The 21,428-nt window shown below is 72.5% G+C and carries 7 protein-coding genes and 4 pseudogenes; 5 read left to right on the forward strand and 6 right to left on the reverse strand.

Annotated elements, in window-relative coordinates; all coding sequences use genetic code 11:
- Window positions 1-4: 4 nt before the first annotated feature.
- Complete coding sequence (locus ABTY20_RS04255) at window positions 5-9,454, reverse strand: non-ribosomal peptide synthetase (protein WP_351995475.1); 9,450 nt, start codon at window positions 9,452-9,454, stop codon at window positions 5-7.
- Window positions 9,454-13,542, reverse strand: a complete 4,089-nt coding sequence (locus ABTY20_RS04260; RefSeq protein WP_351995476.1) for a non-ribosomal peptide synthetase — start codon at window positions 13,540-13,542, stop codon at window positions 9,454-9,456. Before ABTY20_RS04260 ends, ABTY20_RS04255 begins: the two co-directional genes overlap by 1 nt.
- 605 nt (window positions 13,543-14,147) lie before the next feature.
- Between ABTY20_RS04260 and ABTY20_RS35335 the strand changes: the two are divergent.
- A pseudogene (locus ABTY20_RS35335) lies at window positions 14,148-14,335 on the forward strand (hypothetical protein); the annotation flags it as partial.
- Window positions 14,336-14,398: 63 nt separating this feature from the next.
- On the opposite strand, the pseudogene ABTY20_RS04265 reads toward ABTY20_RS35335, so the two are convergent.
- Window positions 14,399-14,626, reverse strand: a pseudogene (locus ABTY20_RS04265) (IS6 family transposase); the annotation flags it as partial.
- A gap of 313 nt (window positions 14,627-14,939) precedes the next feature.
- Entirely contained in the window at window positions 14,940-15,797 is an 858-nt protein-coding gene (locus ABTY20_RS04270; protein WP_351995477.1) for a LysR family transcriptional regulator, read from the reverse strand.
- Window positions 15,798-15,867: 70 nt separating this feature from the next.
- On the opposite strand from ABTY20_RS04270, the gene ABTY20_RS04275 reads away from it, so the two are divergent.
- From ABTY20_RS04275 to ABTY20_RS04290, 4 genes and pseudogenes are all read left to right on the forward strand, one after another.
- Window positions 15,868-16,599 (forward strand): SDR family NAD(P)-dependent oxidoreductase, encoded by a 732-nt coding sequence (locus ABTY20_RS04275; RefSeq protein WP_351995478.1) that lies wholly within the window; start codon window positions 15,868-15,870, stop codon window positions 16,597-16,599.
- A 68-nt stretch (window positions 16,600-16,667) separates the two neighbouring features.
- Window positions 16,668-17,134, forward strand: a pseudogene (locus tag ABTY20_RS04280) (IS6 family transposase); the annotation flags it as partial.
- 255 nt (window positions 17,135-17,389) lie between these two features.
- Complete coding sequence (locus ABTY20_RS04285) at window positions 17,390-18,430, forward strand: tetratricopeptide repeat protein (protein ID WP_351995479.1); 1,041 nt, start codon at window positions 17,390-17,392, stop codon at window positions 18,428-18,430.
- A 2-nt stretch (window positions 18,431-18,432) separates the two neighbouring features.
- The gene (locus ABTY20_RS04290; protein WP_351995522.1) at window positions 18,433-19,452 is read left to right on the forward strand and encodes a polyprenyl synthetase family protein; all 1,020 of its coding nucleotides are present in this window, start codon (window positions 18,433-18,435) and stop codon (window positions 19,450-19,452) included.
- 34 nt (window positions 19,453-19,486) lie between these two features.
- On the opposite strand, the pseudogene ABTY20_RS04295 reads toward ABTY20_RS04290, so the two are convergent.
- Window positions 19,487-20,170: pseudogene (locus ABTY20_RS04295) on the reverse strand (alginate lyase family protein); the annotation flags it as partial.
- Window positions 20,171-20,435: 265 nt separating this feature from the next.
- Window positions 20,436-21,134 carry an aspartate/glutamate racemase family protein gene (locus ABTY20_RS04300; protein ID WP_351995480.1) on the reverse strand — a complete coding sequence of 233 codons (699 nt, stop codon included), beginning with the start codon at window positions 21,132-21,134 and terminating at the stop codon, window positions 20,436-20,438.
- Window positions 21,135-21,428 lie beyond the last annotated feature (294 nt).

A 21,428-nucleotide genomic window follows, 5' to 3' on the forward strand; every position in this document is an offset into this window, starting at 1 on the left:
GGGCTCAGTTGGGGTGCGGGACGGATGTCTGTCGCCCGGAGGCGCCGGCAGACCGGTGGTCGGCCGGGGCACGGCGGGCAAGGTCCTCCTCGATGACGGTGGCGACGGCCCGGACGTGGGGTGGCGCGACGAGTGCGTAGTGGTCCGCGTCCACGTGCAGAACGCGCGAGGGCGTCGGCAGATGGGACTCCCAGTCGGTCGCAGCGGCCGACCCGGGTGCGAGGGAGGTCACGTCCTGGACGGGCCGCCCGGCGAGCCAGACGGTCGCCGGGGTACCGGTCAGCCGGGGCAGCCGGTGCCTGGCCATGGCGGCCAGGTTGGCCCGGCAGCACCGGGCGAGGCGCTCCGCGTAGTCCCGTCCCCGCTCGGACAGCTCACCGGTGCGGTTGCCGCTCAGCTCGCGCGCGAAGACGGCGTCCACTTGGCGGTCGTCGTAGGCAGCGGCCGACGCTCCGGCGGTCGGTGGCGGTGGGTCCAGCAGGTAAAGGCCCTGCACGGGACGGCCTGCCCGCTCGGCGGCGGACGCCATCGACAGGGCCGTCCACGCTCCAAATGACCAGCCCGCCAGGCTCAGTCGCAGGCCGGAATCCGGGAACGCGGCGTGGACGGCCGTCAGGTATCGCCCGGCGCGGTCGGAGATCGACCGGTCGGGCCATCCGGGGGCGCGCAGTGCCGGATCGGCTATCAGGCAGACCGTCAGCCGCTCGTCCAGTGCTGACACCAGCGGCCGGTAGGCCTGGATGTCGCCACCGACGGGGTGGATCAGACAGAGCACGTCGCGGCTGTCACCACGCTGCCACACTTCGACCTCCACCGCGGCACCGTCGGCCGGGAAGCGGCGGACGGGCGTTCCGAGGTGGCCGAGGATCTCGGTGAGGCTGACGCGGTGGCTGAGCCGGGACAGGTCGAGGTCGGCGCCGCAGCGCCGCTTCACCTCGTCCACGAGCTCCAGCAGGGTCAGTGAGTCCGCGCCGAGGTCGTACAGGGACGCCTCCGGATCGAGGCTTGCGACGCCGAGCAGTTCGCACATGACCGCGGTCAGTCCGGCCGTGAGGTCCGCCGGGGCCTCACCCGCAGCCGTGGGAAGGTGTCCCATCGCCGAGGATCCGGTGTCTTTGCCGTGCGGGTGGCCGTCGGGCGCTTCGGGGGCGGCACGCTCCCGTTCGTAGAAATGCCGTGCTTCCTCCAGCGGCGTGGTGTTCACCATCAGGTGGGGCAGCCGCAGGCTCAGGGCGTTTTCGAACGCTTGCACGCCCTCCTCCGGGGTGAGGGCGGCGGCCAGGTGCCGCTGGTGCCGGGCGTCCCGGCTGAGCGCACTCTGCGCCATGCCGACCTCCCGCCAGGCGTCCCAGCCGATGCCGCACCGGACGGTGCGGCCGGCGTCATCGTCGGGCAGGTAGTGGGCGAAGGCGTCCAGCAGGCCGTTGGCCGCCGCGTAGTCGAACTGACCGACACCGCCGAGCAGGGCTGCCATGGACGAGCAGTGGACGACGTAGTCGGGGCCGTAGCGGGCGATCAGCCGCTCGACCAGCAGGGCGCCGCGCAGCTTGGCCGCCGTCGCCTTCCCCGCGGCAGCGGGATCCCGTCGTACCAGCAGCGCCCCGGCGGCCGTACCGGCCGCGTGCACCACGCCCGCAAGCCCGTGCAGGTGGGGCGCGAGGCGGTCCGCGATGCGGTCGAGGTCCTCGTCAGCGAGATCCGCCTCCACCACGGCCACCCGTTCGGCCCACGGTTCCAGCGCCGTCGGCGGGACGGCCCGGCGAGCCAGCAGGACGACCCGGTTGTCCGGTTCGCGCAGCAGGTGCGCGGCGACACTGGTGCCGATGCCTCCGGTGCCACCCAGGATCAGGTGGGTGCCGCCGGCCGCCGGCCGCTGTCCGCGGCCGTCGGCGGGCGGCGCGGGGACGGGCTGTGCCTGGCGGTACCACCAGTAGCCGTCGCGCAGGGCGACCACCCGCTGGGTGAGCGTGCCGTCGAGCAGCAGGCCGGGCAGGTGCGGTGCCCAGGCGGCCGGGTCCGGGCCGGGCAGATCGACCCAGCGAAAGGTCAGCCGCAGCTCCTGCCGGGGGATCTCGGTTGCGGCGGCGAGCAGGCCGGCCTCCGGCCTGCGGACGGCTCCGGTGACGGGCTGCGCCCCCTGGGAGAGCAGCCACACCCGTGGCCGCCGTCCGTCCGGGACGTCCGCCAGGGCCCGGCACAGTGCGGCGACCGTGTCGAGGCAGGCTCGGCGTGCGGTCCCGAGCGAGCGTTCGCCGACCTCGCCGCCGATTGCCAGGGGAAGGGCGTGCAACCAGTCGACGCCGTGTGCCCCGGCTGTCGCGGTGACGTCGGCCAGGAGGACGGCGAGCTGGGCGGCGTCGGCGGGGTCCGCGTCGTAGCTGTCCTCACCGTGGCGTTTGAGGGCCTTTCCGGCCCGCACCCGCACCACTCGGGTGTAGTACCGCTCCAGATCCCGCCACGCGGCCGGGCCGGTCTCCGGCGCGGCGACCACCACGACGGTGTGCCCGGCGCCGGCTGTGCCGGTACGGGCCCTGCGCAGCCGCGCCCACTGCAGCTGGTACAGCCACCGGTCCGCGGGAAGCCGCGCGGGGCCTTTCGGGCCGGGAGCGGCCGGCGCCGGTTCTGCGGGAGGTGTGCGGGGTGCCGGTGCCACGGCGCGCGGGAAGTCGTACTCGGCCAGGTCGAACGCGGGCGGCGGGAAGTCCCACGGCGCCTGCGCCGAGCCGGCCGGCCATATGAGGGTGTGTCCCGCCGTCCATGCCTCGGCGAGTTCCCGTGCGTCGCGGCCCCGTGTCGGCACGCTGGTCTCCGGCACCGGCGGGTGCGCCGGTGCCGGCGCACCCGCCGGGTCGAGGGAGCGCAGCCAGGACACCGCGGCCACCGCGTCGGAACAGACCGCCGCCGCCCGGTGGCCGAGCGCGGGGCGGCCCGCTTGGAGGTGGCGCAGGACCTGGGGATAGCTCTCCGGACGGGCGTCGAGGTAGTCGGCGATGCGGCGGGCATCCGCGCGCAGGGCGGCCGGCGAGCTGTTGGACAGCACCAGGCAGGGCACGGGGCCGGGCCCTTCGTACGGGTCCTGGACCGCAGGTTCGTCCGGCTTCTCCAGCAGCAGGTGCGCGTTGGTGCCACCGATGCCGAAACTGCTCACCGCGGCGACGCGCGGGGTGTTGCCCGGCCATGGTTCGGCCGCGGTCGGTATCCGGAACGGCCCGTCCTCGATCTCCGGGTTGAGGCAGTCGAAGTCCACCGTCGGCGGGACGGTCCCGTGGTGCACGGCGAGTACCGCCCGCACCAGGCCCACCACGCCCGCGGCCGCGCCGAGGTGCCCGAGCTGACTCTTGGCGGACGACAGCGCGAGCCGCGCGTCGTCGGGCAGGTCGTAGGCCTGGCGGAGCGCGGCGGCCTCCACCGGGTCGCCGAGGCGGGTACCGGTGCCGTGCGCCTCCACGTAGCCGACCTCCGCGGCGCTGCGGCCGCTGCGGTGCAGGGCGGTGCGCAGCGCGGTCCGCTGACCGGCCAGCGAGGGGGCGCTGTAACCCAGCTTGGTGGAGCCGTCGTTGTTGAGGCCGGAGCCGGTGACGACCGCGTACACGGCGTCCCCCTCCCGGCGGGCCGCGGCGAGCGGTTTGAGGACGACGACGCCCACCCCGCTGGCGCCGACGGTGCCGGCCGCGTCCGCGCTGAAGGGCCGGCAGTGACCGTCCGGTGAGAAGATGTGCTGCGGCCGGTAGGTGTAGCCGTCGGTGAGGCCGGGGTCGACGAGGACGCCGCCGGCGAGCATCACGTCGGCGTCGCCCTGGCGCAGCAGCCCTGCGGCGACGTGCACGCCGACGAGGGAACTGGAGCACGCCGACTGCACGGTGAACGCGGGCCCGGTCAGACCGAGGTGATAGGCGGCCTTGGTGGCGAGGAAGTCCTTCTCGTGGTGCAGAGCCAGCCGGAAGGAGTCCGGCAGCGCCGCCGGGTCGGCCTCGCGCAGCACGGCCTGGAAGTACGTGTTCTCACCGCAGGCGGCCACCAGGCCCACACGGCGGACGTCGGGAGCAGCGACACCGGCGTGCGCCAGCGCCTGCGCGCAGGCCATGAGCAGGTGACGCTGTTGCGGGTCCATCAGTCGGGCTTCCTGGGGACTGATGGTGAAGCGGCCCGGATCGAAGGCCAGTGGCCCGTCCAGCTGGCTACGGGCTCCCACGCGGCCGCCGGTCGCCGGGAAGTGCTCGATCCCCCGCCCGCCGGAGGTCACCAGGTCCCAGAAGGAGGCGAGGTCGGCGGCTCCGGGAAGCCGCACGGCCATGCCCACGACGGCGATCGGCTCGTCAGAGGGCCACGCGGACGGCCGCTCCGCGGCATCGGCGGCGCCGACGCGCGCGACGGCGCCGGGGGCGACGTCGGCGGGAGACATCACGTCCGCGGCTGCGTCGTCGGACAGGGCGGGGCTGCGGGGTGCGCGGTCGGCGCGGGACGGGCCGCCGGTCCCGGACGCAGTTTGCTCCGCCGGCCGGGATGTGCGCCGGTCCCCCACGAGACGGGCCAGCGCCCGGATCGTGACCCGTTCGAACAGGTCGGGCACGGTGAAGGACAGGTCGCTTTCACGGGCGCAGCGCAGGTGGAACCGCATCAGGTCCAGGCTCGTGGCCCCGGCGTCGAAGTACCGCTGGTCCACCGCCACGGCCTTGCCGGTCGCCTCCTCGAACAACGCGGCCAGGCGGCTTTCCAACGCCGACGCCACCGGGGCCGCAGCGAGCGGCGTTCGCAGGTCGTACCCGGCAGCGGTGGGCGCGGCCCGGCGGTCCAGCTTGCCGCTCGGGGTGCGGGGCAGGGACGTCAGCCTGCGGAACCGGCCCACGCGTACGAAGGAGGGGAGCAGGCCGGACAAGTGGCGGGCCAGGTCCGCGGGGTCGGGATCCTCGGCGTCCCGGTACTGCAGGCACGCCACCAGTTCGCCGTCGGTCGCGGCGACGACCGCGTTCGTGACACCGGGGTACTGCAGCAGGGCGGCCTCGACCTGGCCCAGTTCCAGCCGGTGTCCGCTCACCTTGACCTGGCCGTCCTCACGGCCGGCGTAGTACAGCAGCCCTTGCGCGTCGAAGCGGGCGAGGTCGCCGCTGTGGTAGAGCACCCCCAGGTCCGGGTCATCGGTGAAACGGGTGCGGTTGAGGTCGGTGTCGCCCAGGTAGCAGCGTGCCGCCATGGGGCCGCCGATCAGCAGCCGGCCCGTCACACCGGGCGGGACGGGGAGTCCGCCGTCGTCGACCACCCGCAGCACGGCACCCGCGACCGGCCGGCCGATGGCCGGCCGCAGCGGCCAGGCGGCGGGATCGCCTTCCAGGCACAGGCCGGAGACGACATGGGTCTCGGTGGGGCCGTAGTGGTTGAACAGCCGGGCTCCGTCCAGCCCGGCGAACCAACGGCGGACGGCGTCGGTGCACACCAACTGCTCACCCGCGGTGATCACTTCGCGTAGCCGGGACGGGTGGCGACCGGTGCGCGCACCGTGCTCGGCGAGCAGTTGCAGAGCCACGTACGGCAGGAAGATGCGCTCCGCTCCCCCGCTCTCCAGCTGCTCCAGCAACGCGGGCATGTCCTGCCGCCAGTCGGGCCGCACCAGACGCAGCAGGCCACCGGAACAGAGGGTGGTGAAGATCTCCTGGAAGGAGACGTCGAAGGACAGCATCGAGAACTGCTGCGTGACGGCAGCACGGTCCAGGCCGCCGTCCGTGCGCTGCCAGGTCAGCAGGTTGCAGAGGGTCCGGTCGGACACCTGCACGCCTTTGGGGGTGCCGGTGGAGCCGGAGGTGAACAGGGTGTACAGCGGGCGCAGGGCCCGGTGCGAGGGGGTGGCGGGCGCCCGGCCGGGAGCGTTGGCGAGGGTGACCGGGTGCCGCGGCAGGCCGGGCGGCGCGAGCGCGTCGAGTGCCCCGGTCCGGCCCGGGGCGACCAGGACGCACACCGGGTCGGCCTGCGCGAGGACGTGCCGCAGCAAGGACGGCGGGTAGGAGGGGTCCAGGGGGACGACGGTCAGGTTGAGGCGGGCCGCCGCCAGGAGGGCCACCACGTGTTCGGCCGAGGGTTCCAGGTACAGGGCGGCCGCGGCCGGCGCTGCGGGGTCGACGGGCACGTAGGGACGCAGTTCGGCAGCGAGGGCCGCAGCCTTTGTGTCGAGTTCGGCGTAGGTGAGCGTCGCCTGCCCGCTGGTGACGGCCGGAGCGTGGGGGGTGCGTCGCACCTGTTGGGCAAAGCCTTCGGCGACGGTGGTGAAGTCGGGTGTCCCCGCGGGTCCCCGGCCGGGGTCGGGAAGGGCGTGGCGGTAGGGGGCGACCAGGTCGCGCAGGGTGACGTCGGCTTCGTCGGTGAGCTGGTCCAGAGCCTCGCGGAAGAGGCGGGCCGCGGCCTCGACGCGATCGGCGCCGAAGTCGTCCCGGTACTCCCACAGGCAGTCGAAGCCGGCTTCGTGCTCCACCACGGACAGGGTCAGTGCGCATTTGGCGCCCAGCGGCCGGGGGTGTTCCGGCCGGACGGCGCAGCCGGACAGTCGCAGTGCCGAGAACTCGGTGTTCTCCAGGACGAACAGGAAGTCGAACAGAGGACCGTCGTCGCGGAAGGTGTGGTCGGCGAGGACGTCGGCCAGGGCGACCTCCTGCTCGTCCAGCACAGCGCGGGCCGTGCCGGAGTGACTCTCCAACAGTGAGCGCAGCGAGGCGTTCGGGGCTGTCGCCAGGGGCAGCAGCACCGTGTTGGCGAACATGCCGACCACGTCGTCGAACTCGGGTCGGGACCGGTTCGCCACCGGGGCGGCGACGAGCGGACGGGTCTGGCCGGTGACGCCATGCACGCTGCAGGCGAACGCGGACAACAGCACCTGGAACCTGGTCAGGCCGAGCCGTGCGGTAAGCCGGTCCAGTGCGCCGCGACGAACCAGGTCGAGTGGGGTGCGCAGCAGGCGGGCCGTGCGCGGTGCGGGCGCATCGGCCGCCTCCGGCGTGGGCGAGGGACGGCCGGTCCTCTCGTAGTGGGTGCGCAGGCGGGCTCGGCGGCGCCGGTAGCCGGGGCTGTCGTGCCATGTCCGCTGCCAGTGGGCGAGGTCCAGGGTGGTGACGGCCGGTGATCGCGGTGCGGATGTCGGACGGCCGCCCGCCATGGCGGCGTAGTCGTCGGCGAGGTCGCGGAAGAGGATGCCGAGCGACCAGCCGTCGACGGCGACGTGGTGCAGGTGGAGCAGGATCAGCCCGCCGCCGTCATACGGCAGCCAGGCCGCCCGCAGCAGGCGGCCCCGGCCCAGGTCGAAGGCAGGGGTGTAGAAGCGCTCGGCAGCCGTCTCCCGGTCCTCGCCGTCACGGGCCCCGACCGGCTGCCACGGGTCGTAGGGCTCGCCCACCTGCTGCGTCAGGCCTCCTGGTGTGGGCACGAGCCGGGTCCGCAGCGCCGGGTGCCGCTCCACCAGCCGGCGCAGCGCGCTGTGCAGGGCTTCGGGGTCGACGGTGCCGTCGACCCGGAAGGCGAGCGGAACGTCGTAGGACCGGTCCGCAGGGTCCCGCCGGTGCATCAGCCACAGGCGTTCCTGCTCGCCGGTGGCGGGCGCGGTCGGCCCGCAGGTGACGGGTACCGGCGGATGCTCGCCGGCCGCGGCGTCCGGGGCGAGGAGGGCGTCGGCGAGGGCGGCGAAGTCGGCGCGCAGGACCAGCTCCTGCGGCAGGTCGACGGCGAACCGCCGCAGGGCCTCGAAACGGAAGCGCAGGGCTTTCAGCGAGTCGCCGCCGCTGGGTATCCAGCGGTCGTCGGATCTGAGGCCGGTGACCGCGAGCACCTCCTCCGCGAGGTCCAGGACGCGCCGCTGGCCGGCGTCGGCGTGCGCGTCGTCGCGACGTTCACCGCGCCAGGGGGTGCGGGCCGCGTCGAGGAGTGCGGAGCGGTCCACCTTGCCGTTGGCGTTCAGGGGCAGTTCGCCGACCAGATGGGTGTGATGGGGCCGCATGTATGACGGCAGGGAGGCGGCGAGGTGCTGGTCGTAGGCGTCGTAGGAGAGGCCCTCGCCCGGTGTGACGAAGGCGAGCAGTTCGTTGCGGCCGGCGTCGTCGCGGCGGGTGCACACGTACGCCTGGCGGACGGCGGGGAGTGCCAGGAGCTGGCGTTCCACCTCTCCGGGTTCGATGCGGAAGCCCCGCACCTTGACCTGCCGGTCGGCGCGGCCGACGTAGGTCACCAGGCCGTAGGCGTCCTGCCGGACCAGATCGCCGGTGCGGTACCAGAGGCGTTCGCCGCCGTCACCGTGCGGCAGCCGTACAAAGCGACGCCCGGTCTCCGCAGGCAGGTTGCGGTAGCCCAGTGCCAGGGCCGGTCCGGACAGCAGCAGTTCGGCGACCTCTCCCGGTTCCGCGGTGCGGCCGTCTTCCGTGCGCAGCAGCACGCCGGTGCCGGGCAGCGGGATGCCGATGGGCACCGTATCGCCGTCGAAGTCCCGGGGGATGGCATGGCACAGGGCGAACGTGGTCGCCTCGGTCGGTCCGTAGGCGTTGTGCAGGACCGTGCGGGAATCGGGATTGTCCGCGTACCAGCGGCGGACGACGCGCGCGTTGAGCTGTTCGCCCCCGGTGAGCACCTGGCCGGTGTGGGAGAAGCAGTCGGGGACCTTTTCCACGACGGCGTTGAACAGAGCGGCCGTGACGAACAGCGTGTCGATGCGGCGCTCGCGCAGCGCGGCGGCGAGCCGGTCGGGGCTGTCGACCTCTTCGTCGCCAAGGACGACACAGGTGCCGCCGGTGAGCAGCGGCGTCCAGACCTCGAAGCTGAGCGCGTCGAACGCGGGATTGGACAGGCAGCCGTAGCGGCGGCCCGGCCCCAGTTCGATGTGGCCGGGCGTGGCCAGGCGCAGGACGCCGTCGTCGGTGACCTCGACGCCCTTCGGGCGGCCGGTCGAGCCCGAGGTGTAGAAGACAAAGCCGGCCGCCGGGATGTCCGGTCCGGCTTCCCGCGCGGCCGGACCCGGCCGTGCGGTGGCGTCGTGCGCGGCCGGAAGGGCGTCCGGCCCGTCCTCCCCGAGGAGCAGGCCGGCGGTCAGGACGGTCAGGTGGCCGGGAAGAGCCGGCCGGTTCGTGGAATCGTGGACGACGGCGACGGCCCCCGAGTCCTCCAGGATGTGCAGCTGCCGTCCGTGCGGACTGAGGCGGTCCAGTGGCACGACGGTCGCACCGGCCCGACGGATGCCGAGCATGACGCTCACCAAACGCCAGGAGCGACGGAGGCGGACGGCGACCGACTGCCCAGGGCCCACTCCCCTCGCGCGCAGCCGGTCGGCCACCCGGGCGGCGGCCTGGTCGAGTGCGGCGTAGTCGAGGACGACCTCGCCGTCCTCGACGGCGGGTGCACCGGGGGTCCGGCGGGCCTGGGCGAGGACAGCGTCGGCCAGCGAGCCGGGCGTGGTTTCGTTGTCCCGGTGGCAGGGGTTACGGTCGTCCATCACACCGCCTCCGCCGGGGAGGCCTCGCAGGGCGTCGTCCGCGGCCCGGCCGCGTGTTCCGGGGCGCCGTGGTGGGCGAGTTCGGCGGCGAGTATCCCGGCGATCCGGGCGGCCCCGGCGTTCTCCAGCATCTCCCAGTGGTCGCAGTCCACGGCCTCCACCCGGAATCCTCCCCGGGCCCGGGAGCGCCAGAAATCGCGCACCTCGGCGTGAAAAGACGTGTCCTGGCCCCCGGGGACGGCCTGGGCGAGGACGACCCGTGCCGGCGAGCTGGCGGGCACGTGGTCGCGGGCGGTCAGACGGTTGTGGTTGTAGATGCGGAAGTACCGCTCCACCTGTGCGTCGTCGATGCCGGGGTACATTCCGTTGAACCTCACGAGTTTGTCGCGGAACTCGGCCATGTCCACGGCGGTGATCTCCGCGCGGGCGGTTTCGTCCGCGGTGGCCTGGGTGTCGAGGAGGACGACACCGACGTCGGTGCGTCCCGTCCGCGCGAGCAGCCGCCCCATCTCGTGGGCGACGAGACCGCCGTAGGACAGGCCGGTCAGGATCACCGGGCCGCCGTCCAGGGGCCCCAGGAGCCGCAGGTACTCCTCGGCCATGGCCTCCACTGTGGGCAGGGCGTCCTCGCCGGGGTTCACGCCCGGGGACTGGATCCCGTACACGCCCACCGCTTCGGGCAGGAGCGTGGCCAGCGGGAGGTAGCAGAAAGCGGTGCCCCCCGCCGGGTGCACACAGACGACCCGGGCGTCCCGGCCGGGGCGGAACTCGACGACGCTGCCCGGCGCGCGGTGGGCGGCGTCGCCACGCAGCAGTGCTCCGAGGGACTCGATGGTGGGACGCAGCATGATCTCGGCCACGGGGATCCGTCGACCGAAGGTTTCGGTGACGGCGTGGGCCACCTTGATCGCGGACAGGGAGGTTCCTCCCACGTCGAAGAAGTTGTCGGTGATGCTCATGCCGGGGTGCGACAGCACGTCCCGCCATATCCGGTACAGGGCGTGCTCGACGTGGTCGCGCGGGTTCGCCGTGTTGACCTGGTCCGCTCCTTGTTCCCGGGCGAGGCGCAGCAGTTCCGGGCGGTCCAATTTGCCGCTGTGGTTGAGAGGGAGTTCGGGCAGGTCGGTAAAGACCGCCGGGACCATGTAGTCGGGCAGCCGGCGCGCCAGGGCGGCGCGCCACTCGTGGGTGCTGCGGGGCGGAGCGGTGCCACGGCCGATCCCGGCGACCAGCCGGGGCCGGCCGGTGGCGTCGCGGTCGACCAGCACCACGGCCTCACGGACGCCGGGCAGGGCGGTGAGCGCCGCCTCGATCTCGGCGGGCTCGATCCGGAAGCCTCGTAGTTTGACCTGGTCGTCGGCGCGTCCCACGTAGTGTGCGTGGCCGTCCGGCAGGCGTCGGGCGAGGTCCCCGGTGCGGTAGACACGCTCGCCCGGCACGAACGGGTCGGGCAGGAAGCGTTCCTCGGTCAGGTCGGGGCGGTTGAGGTAGCCGCGGGCCAGACCCGCGCCGCCGAGGTACACCTCCCCCACCACGCCGGGCGGGACCGGCCGCATCCGGGAGTCCAGTATGTACAGGCGGGTGCGGGGCAGCGGGCGCCCGATCGGGCACTGCCGTTCCAGCGGCCGGGGGTCGTAGTAGGCGGTGCTGTAGAGGGTGGCTTCGGTCGGACCGTAGCCGAAGCAGATCCGCAGGCCTGGCAGGTGCCGCGTCATGCGGTACAGCGCGGCCTCGGTCAGCGACTCGACCCCGGTCAGCAGCTTGCGCAGCCGCAGTCCTCGCAGTCGCCGGGCGGGGTCCTCGTCGATCCACTTGATGTAGGCCGGGGGCAGGAAGGCCTGCTCGATGCCGTGTTCGCGCATCCAGTCCAGGAGTGCCTCGGGGTCGCCGCGCAGTTCCTCGGGGACGATGTGCAGCACGCCCCCGGTGGCCAGTGGCAGCAGCAGTTCGTGCACCGAAGCGTCGAAGCCGATGCTGGACCAGGCGGAGCCGGCCTCACCGGCGGGTGCCCCCATGCGGGTCTGCCAGGCGGCGAACAGGTTGAGTACGCTGCGGTGCTCGACGGCCACGCCCTTGGGCCGGCCCGTGGACCCGGAGGTGAAAATCACGTACGCGAGCCGACCTGGCACGTGTTCGACGGCGGGGGGCTGTCCGTCGGGCGCGCCCTCCGCCTCGACGGTGGTCAGGCCCAGCCACCCGGCCGGCCGGCCGGTGGCGTCGTGGTCGCTGAGCACCACCGGGCAAGCGGCATCCTCGACCATGCCGGCCAGGCGGTCCCGGGGCTGGCCGGGGTCGAGCGGGAGGTAGGCCGCACCCGACTTGAGGATACCGAGGACGCCCACCACCAGATCGCAGCCGCGGGTCGCGTGCAGCCCGACGACGTCCCCCGGACGGACGGACCGGGCGACGAGGGCGTGTGCGAGGCGGTTGGCCCGCCGTTCCAGTGCGGCGTAGTCCAGGAACCGGTCGCGGCACTGGACCGCCCGCTGCTCAGGGCGCGCGCGCACCTGGGCCTCAAAGAGCTCGACGAGCCCGGAAGCGGACCCGAAGGGCACCACCGTGGTACCAGCGGCGGCCTCCTCCGGCTCCGTGCCCCGTTCGGCCGGTGCGGTGTTCCCGCCCTTCCTGCGATCCGGACCGCTCTCATCGCGTGCCGCGGCGTCCCAGTCGGTGATGAGGCGGCGGCGCTCCGGCTCTCCCATTAGGTCCAGCGCGGCGATCTCGCGGTCGGGGTGGCGTGCCATGTCGGTGAGCAGGCACCTGAGATGGTCCGCCCAGCGCAGGGCGGTGGCATGGTCGAACAACGCCGTTGCGTAGTCGAGGTGCCCGACGAGCCGTCCATGCGTCTCGGCGGCCGACAGTGCAAGGTCGAACTTGGCCGGGGCACGAGTAATCGGCAGCGGGGCGGCCGCCACGCCGGGCAGGTGAAGCAGGCCCTCGCGGTCGGGCTGCCAGGCCAGCATGGTCTGGAAAAGGGGTGAGTGGGCCGCGCTGCGCGGCGGGTTGACCAGCTCGACGACCCGTTCGAATGGCAGGTCTTGGTGTGCGAGGCCGTCACGGACGACGGCCCGCGTCCGAGTGAGGGCCTCTGCGGCAGTGGGTGAGCCGGACAGGTCGATCCGTAGGGCGAGGGAGTTGACAAGGAAGCCGATGAGACTTGCGGCGCCCGGGCCTCGCCGGTTGGCGACCGGGCTTCCGATAACGATGTCGGAGTCGCCCGTCAGCCGCGACAGGAGCGCCGCCCATCCGGTCAGAACGGCGACGAAGAGAGTGCCGCCGTGCCGCCGTGCCAGTGCCCGCAGGGCCGTTGTGGTCCCGGCGTCGAGGGCGAACTCGACCCGTCCTCCCTCGAAGTCCTGCTCCGGCGGGCGGGGCCGGTCCGTGGGAAGGTCCAGCAAGGGGGGCGCACCGTCCAGGGCGCGCCGCCAGTACGCCTCCTGTCCGGCGAGGGCACCGCCGAGCACGGCCTCGCGCTGGGTCCGCGCATGGTCGGTGTACTGGTGTTCCAGGGGAGGCAGGGTGCTCTCGGTTCCCTGGAGCAATGCCTCGTACATCAGGCCGAGTTCCCGCATCATGACGTTCATCGACTGGCCGTCGTAAACACTGTGGTGGAACGTCAGCAGCAGTGCGTGGTGGTCCCGGCCGAGCACGACGAGACGGCCGCGTGCCAGCGGGCCGGCCATCAGGTCGAACGGTGTGCCGGCTTCGTCAGCCTGGACCGCAGCCAAGCGTGCGGCGGGATCGTCCGCCCCGGTGAGGTCCTCGACCGTCAACGCGTAGCCCGCGCCGGGCGGGTCGACGTACTGGAGCACGACCCCAGCATCTTCCACCAACCGCGTGCGCAGGGCTTCGTGGCGGTCGCTCAGCACGTCCAGCGCTCGCTTGAGGATGTCGCGGCGAAGCGGACCGTGCAGTGAGTGACAGACCGTCTCGTTGTAGGCAGGCGCCGCACCGGGTAACTGCGCCAGGAACCACAGCCGCTGCTGGGCGAAGGAGGCCGGATGAATCCGGACCGCTGGATCAGCGGCGGAGCCCGCGGTGGGGAGCGGAGACGAGGAGACGGGAGCGGCGCGGCGGGTGTTCCGCATCGGGGGTACCTGACCTTCCTGTCCTGTGCGACGGGACACGGGCACGGGGCCCGGTGGCGCGGGATCACCGCGGGGCGGGGTGTCTGGGCCGTTCCGGGAAGGGAAACGCCACCCTGACGACTCGGGAAGCACAGCGGTGACTGCGGTTCCGGCTGCGAAGCGTGTGAACCGGACGCCGACGAGGCGTCCGCCTCCATATGACGGGGTGCCTTCTTGTTCACACGCTGTTGGGAACACAGGGGAGACGACTCGACTGCCGCGTCTTTACGGCTCAGCCACCCTGTTCAGTCAGAGGTGAAGGGAGAAATGGAGCACTACCCGTTGGCCAGGGCCCCTCCAGAGGCTTCACGACGGATCGCACGGCGGTGCGGCCCGGAACCGCTTCCGGTCTGTTTCGACACCGCGTCGACGTGAAGCGATCTTCGACCAACACCTGAGCCCTGTCAATGACGACTTCCGTGGGACCGCTTCCGCGCAATGGTGAGGAACGTGCGAGAGGGGGCACGCCGGTGCAGGCACCATGCCGAATCGGGTACACCGAGCCCTTTCCAACCTGTCTCCGAAGCGAGGCGGTTGGGCTGACAATGTGGTGAAGCCCCTGGTAGGTGGGTTCTCGACCAAGAGAACCGCCTCCACCAGGGGCTTCACGTGCTTGTTTACCGTCGGGCGTCGACGTGTCCAGCTCCGCCCCCGCTTCCTCACGCAGCAGTTGCGGCGGCACCGCCGTACGATCGGCTCCCGTTGGCGGCGCCTGAGCGCCGGCCGCCAGGCCCTGCTGAAGCGTTGTCACGTTGTTGGGTGCGTGACTGTCTGATGGTGCGTCGCAGTGTGTTGGGGCTCGGTTCGGGGCCTGGGCTCAGGCCGTGGTGGGTCGGCTGGCGGCGCCGGTGACCTGCTCCCAGATGGCGAAGCGGAGGGTCGTCTCGGCTCGGTGAGCGGTGGCGGTCATCAGGTGGCGGCGGGCCGGAAGTGGGGGGATGCCGCTGAACGCGGCCAGGAACCGCTGGGCCCCGCCGACCGAGCGGAAACCTTTCATGACGCCTTCGCGCTGCCGGGTGGTCTGGTGGCTGTTCTCGGCCCGGTCGAAAGGATCTACCGCGAGCGGTTGCGCACCCGTTGCTTCGCCACGAAACAACGGGCCGAAGCTCTCGGTGAACAAGACCGGGCGGTCCCCGCACAGCAGAGTGGCGCATTGGCTGACCCTCGTCGGAGTGTCCGCCCTCCTGTCCCAGCCAGTGGCTTGGCTCGGATTGTCGACCGTGTAATTGGTTCGCCGTCCGGTGCCCGTCATTCTGCCTCCAGGCGTGATCTCGACGGTGGCCGTGAGGGCGTCCTGGAGTGTTCGCACGCCTGCGAGCATGGGCGAGGGCGCCTCCCACCCCGCGTGTCTCCCCGCTCTACCCGCCGTGGCCCGTCGCTTTGCCCGCCACGGCGGCGGCCGCGCGGACGAAGGCGGCCAGGGCTGGGGAGGTGGCGTGCTCGGGCCAGGCGAGGACGAGCGTGGTGGGCTCGGCATCATCGACTGGGACAGCGACCAGGTCGTCGCGGAGCTGGTCGCGGATGGAGGAGGGGAGGACGGCGACCATGCGGCGCAAGGCGATGAGGTGGAGAAGCTGCCCAAGGTCGTGGATCTCGGGTCCGTGTGAGCCGTCTTCAGATGCGCCCGGCCAGCGTGGCAGGGGCTCTCCGGCGAGGTCGTTCAGGCAGACCCGGGTACGGCCCGCGAGGCGATGCGAACTCGGCATCACGAGAAGTTGGGTCTCGGTCAGGAGGTCCTGGGTGTCCAGGCCGGTGAGGTCGTGGTGGGGGCGGTGAAGCAGGGCGGCGTCGGCACGACCCTCCCGCAGGAGGATCTCACGCTCGCCGAAGCTGCACACCAGCTCGACCGGCAGCGCACCCGGCTCAGCCTGATAGGCGTCGAGGATCGCGGGCAGCAGGCCACCGTCGCCGCCCGGCTTGATGACCAGGACCAGACGCGGGTCGGCGCGGCCGGCCCGCCGGGTGCGGCGCGCCGCGGCCGACGCGGCGTCGAGCACCGTACGGCTCTCGCGGAGCAGGACGGTCCCCGCCTCGGTCAGTGCGACCCGGCGACTGTCACGTTCCAACAGGGTTACGCCCAACCGTCGTTCGAGCTGCTGAATGGCGCGGGAGAGCGGCGGTTGGGTCATCCCCAGCCGGGCGGCCGCCCGACCGAAGTGCAGTTCTTCGGCAACAGCGGTGAAGTAGACGAGCTCGCGGACCTCCAGTCTTTCCATACCCGCACGGTATCGCTGCGTACCTGATCGGTGTTGGAACTCCCGGCCGCCCCCGTGGTGGGCTGAACGCATGACAGAAACCACGACTGCCCTGGTCACCGGTGCCAACAAGGGCATCGGGCGCGAGGTCGCAGCCCGGCTCGCCTCGCTCGGCACGAACGTCCTGCTGGCCTCGCGCGACCCGCACCGCGGTGCGGCAGCCGCAGCCGGCCTGGGCCCGCGGGTGCACCCGGTCACCCTGGACGTCACCGACCGCGCCAGCGTCCTATCCGCCGCCCCCTGGATCGAGGAGCGCTTTGGCCGGCTGGACATCCTGGTCAACAACGCCGGCATCTCTGGCGACCTCGCCGCCCAGAGCCCTGGCAGTGTCGAACTGCCCGCTGTACGCGAGGTGTTCGAGACCAACGTGTTCGGCGTGATCAGCGTGACCACCACGATGCTGCCGCTGCTCTCCCGCTCCCCCGCCGCCCGGATCGTCAATGTCAGCAGTGGACTGGGCTCCATCGCCCGGATGACCGATCCCGAGGACTACTTCACAACCCGGCCCCCGTTGGCCGCGTACGTCCCGTCCAAGACCGCACTCAACTCGCTGACCGTGCAGTACGCCAAGGAACTGCGCAGCCGCAACATCCTGGTCAACGCCGCCGATCCGGGGCCGTGCGCGACCGACCTCACCACCGCGTTCCCCGGCCTCACCCGCACCGCGGCCGACGGCGCGGCCGTGGTCGTCCGGCTCGCCACGCTGCCCGATGACGGACCGACCGGCGGCTTCTTCGACGAGCACGGCCCGGTTCCCTGGTGAGCTGCCTGTCAGGGAACCGGGGGACGGAGTGGTGGGGTCAGCCCGGACGGGATGGGCGAGCCGGAGACCGCATCAACGGAGAGCAGAAGTACCCGTGGCGGGCGGTGGACGCCGACGGGACCGTGCTGGACACACTCGTGCACAACCGCCGTGACAAGGCCGCGGCCACGCGCTTCTTCGGGAAGCTGGTAAGGCCACCCGGTCGATGCCACGAGTGATCGTCACCGGCAAGCTCCGTCCCTTCGGCGCCGCCCACCGCGAGGCGATGCCGTCGGTGGAGCACCGCTGCCACAAGGGCCTGAACAACCGGCCCGGGAACTCCCACCAGCCCACCCGGCAGCGCGAACGCGCCATGAAAAGCTTTCGCAGCGTCGGCGGGGCCCAGCGGTTCCTGTCCGCGTTCAGCGGCACCCCACCGCACTTCCGGCCCCGCCGTCACCTGACGACAGCCTCCGACCACCGAGCCGAGATGACCGTCCGCTTCACCAGCTGGGAGCAGGTCACCGACGCTGCCGGCCGGCCCACCACGGCCTGAAGGCCTGCCCGGCCCCAAGACCCATCACGCCCCGACGCGCCGTCAGGCAATCACGCGCCCAACAACGTGACAACGCCCTTTCGTCGATCGGCGGAGGCAACCCCGGACCGAGATCCTCCGTCTTGACGGACGACGCACGGGCCGCAGCCCTCTCTCCCCTCCCTCAGCAGAAGGGCTGACGGCCGCCGGACTATACACCCGACGTATACACGATGTGTATACAGGGGGTCCGGGCCACCGAACGGAAAGGCTTCGATGTACGGCAAGGCATTCGCCCCGGAGTACCAGGGCGCTCTCACCACCCTGTCCGTCAACGCACCGCTGGCGGACGTGCTCGCGGCCGGCACCGAGCAGATGCAGGAGGCCGTACGGGCCGGACGGACCGTCGAGGCGGCGCGCACGGGCCTGGCGGTCGCCGAAGCGCACCGGCGCCTCGGGCAGGTACGCGAGGCCGAGCGGGCCTGGAAGGCGAGTTACCGCACGGCCCGGGAGGCCGGAGACCTCGCGGGCATGGCCTGGGCGCTCTGGAGCGGCGGCACCCTGGCCCGCCAACGAGGCGCGTTCCCGCTGGCCCGCCGGCTGCTCGCACTCGCCGCCGAGCTCGGCGAGCAGGCGGGGGACGTCGTCGTCCGCGGGTACTCGCTGGCGGGTCTCGCCGAGACCGGCCGCATCCAGGGGGACTACGAGGCGGTGGGCCGGCTGCACGAGCAACTGCTCGACGAGGCCCGCAAGCGCGGGGAGGCCCGCCACACCGTCTGGGCGCTGGAGGGCATCGCCCAGATGCGGCGCAACACCGGCCAGTACGACAGCGCCCACGCACTGTTCGCCGAGGCGGCCGAGATATCCGCCCGCGCCGACGACCGGCGCGGGCACGCCTGGGCCCTGCGCGGCCTCGCCGACGTCGTCTCCGTACGCGACGGCGACACCGAGCGGGCCCTGTCCCTGCTGTCGCAGGCCGAGGCCACGTGCAGGGAGATGAAACTGAAGAGCGCTCTCGCCTACAACCTCAAGATGCGGGGCAACGTCCTCTACCGCGCCGGGCGCTACGCCGAGGCGCGTGACCTGTACCGGGACGCGCTGGCGGAGTTCCGTGAGATGACCGAGCCGCGCGGTGAGACGCTGGCCCGGCTCGGGCTGGCCAAGGCACTGGCCCGACTGGGCTGTGACCGCGCCGCGACGGCGGCCGAACTCGCCGAACTCGCCCGTCTGACCGAGCGGATCGGACTGCGGCACGCCCGGGAGATGGTCGCCCGGGCCCAGGCGGAGTTCGCCCAGGACGGGGAGGTCTCCGCGTGACGGTGACGGCCGTACCGGCGGCACCGGCCCAGATCGTCGACCGGTGCGCGCGGTTGACCCGGCCGGCGTTGCGGGAGGCCGTCGGCCGACTGCACCCCTGGGTCGGTGAGATGGCCGCCTACTCCTTCGGCTGGTGCGACGTGGGCGGCGCGCCGGTCACCGCCCCCGGTGGCAAGGGCCTACGGCAGGCACTGGCCGTGCTCGGCGCGGAGATCGCCGGAGCGCCCCCGGAGACAGGGGTGCCCGCCGCCGTCGCGGTGGAACTGGTGCACACCTTCTCGCTCCTGCACGACGACATCATGGACGGCGACCCGGTGCGGCGGAGCCGTCCCGCCGTCTGGCGGGCGTACGGGACCGGCCCCGCCGTCCTCGCCGGCGACGCCCTCTTCGCGCTCGCCGTCGACACCCTCGCCACGTCCGCCGGCGGGGTCGAGGGCGTACGGCTGCTGTCGGCGGCGCTGGGCGACCTGGTGCGCGGACAGGCCGACGACCTGCTGTTCGCGGGGCGCCCGTGGACCGGGCCACGCCGCGTGCGGAGCACGGAGTACCGGCACATGGCCGAGGGCAAGACCGGTTCGCTGCTGGGCTGTTCGCTGGCCCTGGGGGCGCTGGCCGCCGGCGCGTCCCCCGCCGTGGTGGCCGGCCTCGACCGGGTCGGCCGGCAGGCGGGGATCGCCTTCCAGATCGCGGACGACGTGCTGGGCACGTGGGGCGATCCCGCCGTCACCGGCAAGCCGGTGCACGGGGACCTGCGCGAGCGGAAGAAGACCCTGCCGGTGGTGTCCGCCCTGGAGAGCGGCCACCCCGCCGCCCGTCGTCTCGCCGCTCTGCTCGAAGCGGACGGGGACGTGGCCAGGGCGGCGGAGCTGGCCGAGGAAGCGGGGGGACGCGCGGCGGCGCTCGCCGTGGCGCGGCGGTGCAGGGCCTCGGCGCTGTCGGAGCTCGACCGGATCCGGGCTCCCGCCCGGCCGGCCCGCGACCTGCGGGCGTTGCTGGACGGTGTGGTGGTGCGCAGCCAGTGACGAGGTTCGGGGGCCGGACGGCGGGCCCCGACGCTCACTGGGCGATCGAGTCCGGCTGCTCCGGCGCCGGGCGCAGCAGCCGCAGGTCGCCTCCCGGCGGTGCTTCCAAGGAAGCGAGGGCCTTACGGGCCCGGCTGTCTCCCGGGTCGGCGGCTGCGTGGACGACGTCGGTCGCGGCGTACCGGTGGAACTCCGGTTCCGGGTGCGGCCGGGCGGCGGCCCCGGTGGCGGCGGGGAGCAGGTGGTCGACGGCCTGAAACAGGCTCTGTCCGTCCGGGCCCTCGTAGCCCCACAGGTCCACGCCCACGTGCAGGTCCACGCCCACGTGCCGGCCGATCGCGGCCAGCCGGGTGTGGGCGACCAGGGTGAAGGCGGAGCAGTGCCGGCTCCGGGTGCGGGCCGGCTTCTGGGGCTGGCTGCCGTCGGCGGCGATCTGCGGGATGACGCGTGTGGTCGCCGTCTGCCGGACGGTACGGCGTGCCAGGTCCTCGTCGCCCGTCGCGTACGCGAGGGCCAGGAGCTGCATGCCGTAGGAGGTGCCGTGGTTGTTGGTGGCGGCGCTCTCCTGGTGGCCGAGGTCGCTGTCGTGCAGCCAGCGCAGGGAGTCCTCGTTCCACCGGGTCGTCGCGGCACGGTCCCCGGCGGACCAGCCGGGGGCGCCGGTGTCCAGGAGGGCGATCGCGTCGAGCACGCCGGTGTACGACTGGGAGAAGTCGATGCGGCGGCTCTCGTAACGCTCCCACGATTCGGGCATGCCCACGTCCGGCTGAGGAAGCGGGCCGGGCTGGAAGTGCGCGGCGGTGTCGAGCCGGTCGGCGTCGACCACGGCCGAGTAGGTCATGCGGGCTTCCCCGGCCGACCTGCTCGCCGGTATGCGCGGCCGCCGTCCCGGACCACCGCACCGTGTACGACGGCGACATGCGGTCCGCCCGCCGGCGGGCGAGGCCGGGCCTGCCCCGGCTGCCCCGTGGTGACCTGGCTGCCTACTCCGACGCGGCCAGGGCTGCTTCGACTGCCGCCTCAGCGTGCAGCCGTGTGGTGGGGAAGACCCGCACGGAGCTGTCTTCCTGCCTCACGAGCAGCTCGATCTCCGTGCAGCCCAGGATGACGCCTTCCGCTCCGTCCTCCGCAAGCGCGTCGATCACACGGCTGTACTCCTTGCGTGACTCCTCCTTCACGATCCCGAGGCACAGTTCCTCGTAGATGATCCGGTGCACCACAGCTCGTGCGTCGGCGTCGGGAACCATGACTTCCAGTCCGTACGCCTCCAGGCGTGCCCGGTAGAAGTCCTGTTCCATGGTGAAGGCGGTCCCGAGCAGGGCGACCCTGCTGATCCCCGCGGCGCGCACTGCCTCTGCGGTGGCGTCGGCGAGGTGCAGCAGCGGAACAGTCACTGCCGCCTGCACCTGGTCGGCGACCTTGTGCATGGTGTTGGTACAGATGAGCACCATGTCGGCTCCGGCCTTCTCCAGAGAGGCAGCAGCCGCACCCAGAATGTCCGCCGATTCCTCCCAGCGCCCCTGAACCTGCAGCTCCTCGATCTCTGCGAAATCAAGTGAATACAACACGCACCGCGCGGAGTGCAGTCCGCCTCGGCGCTCACGCGTGAACTCGTTGAGCAATCGATAGTACTCGGCAGTCGACTCCCAACTCATTCCACCGATCAACCCGATGGTTCTCATCCTGCTCTCCCCGCACTCGCCCACTGGTGGTCGCAATGTAGCGGAGCAAACAGATCCAAGCAATCATACATATCGCACGACCCTCCATAAGGAAGGTTTATGGTTACGGGCGGTGCGACGGCAGCCACTGCGGCGCCACCCCACGCATCGCGCGGTGACGCGGCGATGACGGACGGCATGACATCCCAGATCGACAGCAGCGGGACGGCTTTTGCTTTTCCTCACCCCAGGTGGTCCCGCGGCGGAATTCCAGCCAAAATTCCGGCGATGCACGATAAGGCACAACGTTATGAC

Source organism: Streptomyces sp. NPDC126497, from assembly GCF_040302425.1.
In the GTDB taxonomy this organism is placed as follows: domain Bacteria; phylum Actinomycetota; class Actinomycetes; order Streptomycetales; family Streptomycetaceae; genus Streptomyces.

What these genes read in the sequence shown, in the direction of transcription:
- ABTY20_RS04275 (WP_351995478.1), top strand. Translation starts at nt 15,868, where the DNA reads ATGACAGAAACCACGACTGCCCTGGTCACCGGTGCCAACAAGGGCATC.
- ABTY20_RS04260 (WP_351995476.1), bottom strand. Translation starts at nt 13,542, where the DNA reads ATGCGGAACACCCGCCGCGCCGCTCCCGTCTCCTCGTCTCCGCTCCCC.
- ABTY20_RS04270 (WP_351995477.1), bottom strand. Translation starts at nt 15,797, where the DNA reads ATGGAAAGACTGGAGGTCCGCGAGCTCGTCTACTTCACCGCTGTTGCC.
- ABTY20_RS04285 (WP_351995479.1), top strand. Translation starts at nt 17,390, where the DNA reads ATGTACGGCAAGGCATTCGCCCCGGAGTACCAGGGCGCTCTCACCACC.
- ABTY20_RS04255 (WP_351995475.1), bottom strand. Translation starts at nt 9,454, where the DNA reads ATGGACGACCGTAACCCCTGCCACCGGGACAACGAAACCACGCCCGGC.
- ABTY20_RS04300 (WP_351995480.1), bottom strand. Translation starts at nt 21,134, where the DNA reads ATGAGAACCATCGGGTTGATCGGTGGAATGAGTTGGGAGTCGACTGCC.